This window comes from Atopococcus tabaci DSM 17538, assembly GCF_000429585.1.
Classification (GTDB): Bacteria; Bacillota; Bacilli; order Lactobacillales; family Carnobacteriaceae_A; genus Atopococcus; species Atopococcus tabaci.
This window is the reverse complement of sequence record NZ_AUCD01000128.1, coordinates 1-1,452: the sequence shown is the minus strand read 5'-3', so window position 1 is coordinate 1,452 and position 1,452 is coordinate 1. Positions and strand designations below refer to the sequence as shown.

The following is a 1,452-nucleotide window of genomic DNA, read 5'->3' as shown; positions in this document are numbered from 1 at the left end:
TTGGAGGTCTTTCTGGAGAATGTATCAGGTTTAAATTATTTCTAGCTTAATTTGACAAACTAAATTATATAACATTTCTAAAGCAAAGTAAGGATATGGAACTTATGAGGATAAATTACATATTATTTTTATTTATCAAATGCTTCTACCGCTTAACAAAATAACAGTTATGATGAATATATATATTGACATTTGAAATTTTAATAATGTGAATTACGAGAGGTAAAAAATGATAAGAATTTTACACATAGGAATGACCCCTAATTACGGGGGACTAGAATCCTTTATTATGAATGTATATAGAAATGTTGATAGAAAAAAAATCCAATTTGATTTCCTTGCTCCTGTTAATCAAGAAATTGCCTTTGAAGATGAAATAATCAAAATGGGAGGACGAGTTTTTCATTTTATTGAAGATCGTAAAAGTGGAAATAGAATAATAAAACCGAGGCTAAATTTCTTTAAAAAAACAAATTATCAGATTGTACATTGCCATAGGACTCATCTAGGTGATTTAGACTATTTGTGGGCAGCAAAAATAGGAGGAGTCCCTATAAGAATTATTCACGCACATAGTACTGGGTATATAAATACTCATCATAGGTTAGCGACTATAATAGAGCGCATTAATAGAATTTTTTTAAGTTCTGTTTCAACCAATTTATTGGCATGTAGTCAAGATGCAGGGGAATGGATGTTCACTAATAATAACTTTAAAGTCATTAAAAATGCCATCAATTTAAATAGATTTAGGTTTAATGAACATAAAAGAGAACAAATAAGGGAAAAGTTTAATATCGAAAATGATGAGGTATTACTGGGACATATTGGTACGTTTTATGAGGTGAAAAACCAGCAATTTTTATTAGAGGTTTTGAAAGAATTGAAATATTCTCAAAAAAAATACAAGTTAATGTTGGTTGGAGATGGAAAACTGAAAACCCATATTATGAAAAAAGTAACTGAATACGATTTAGAAAAATCTGTTATCTTTACAGGTATGCAACAGAATGTAGAAGATTTTATGAATGCGTTCGATATTTTTTTATTTCCATCAAAATTTGAAGGTTTAGGTACATCAGTAATTGAAGCACAAGCAAATGGCTTACCAGTATTAATTTCCGATAGATTGCCGCAGGAGGTAAATATTGCGGAGAATCTATATCGTTTGCCTATAATAAATTCTGAAAAGTGGGTAAAGTTAATCGAACGTGTAAGTTTAAAGAGAATGTATAATAAAGAACTATTAAGAAAAAATGGTTACGAAATAAAGTTAATGTCACAGGAATTAATTAATTATTATACTAAATTACTTGGTAACATTGAATAAAATTAACATTAATTACAGCTTGTCATGGGGGGCGTCAATAATTTTGTGTAAATGAAATTCCCTGCTGCAGAAATTTTTCTAATTATTCGCCAGTTTCTCGAACAGCCCGAGCAGTTCTCCTT

1 protein-coding gene is annotated in these 1,452 nt (G+C 29.5%); it reads left to right on the top strand.

What is annotated here, in order from left to right:
- The first annotated feature begins 229 nt into the window (after positions 1-229).
- Positions 230-1,330 (top strand): glycosyltransferase, encoded by a 1,101-nt coding sequence (locus tag G470_RS13590; protein WP_051258570.1) that lies wholly within the window; start codon positions 230-232, stop codon positions 1,328-1,330.
- The last annotated feature ends 122 nt before the right edge of the window (positions 1,331-1,452 follow it).

Excerpts from the sequence above, each read along its gene's own strand:
- G470_RS13590 (WP_051258570.1), top strand. The coding sequence starts at position 230 with ATGATAAGAATTTTACACATAGGAATGACCCCTAATTACGGGGGACTA.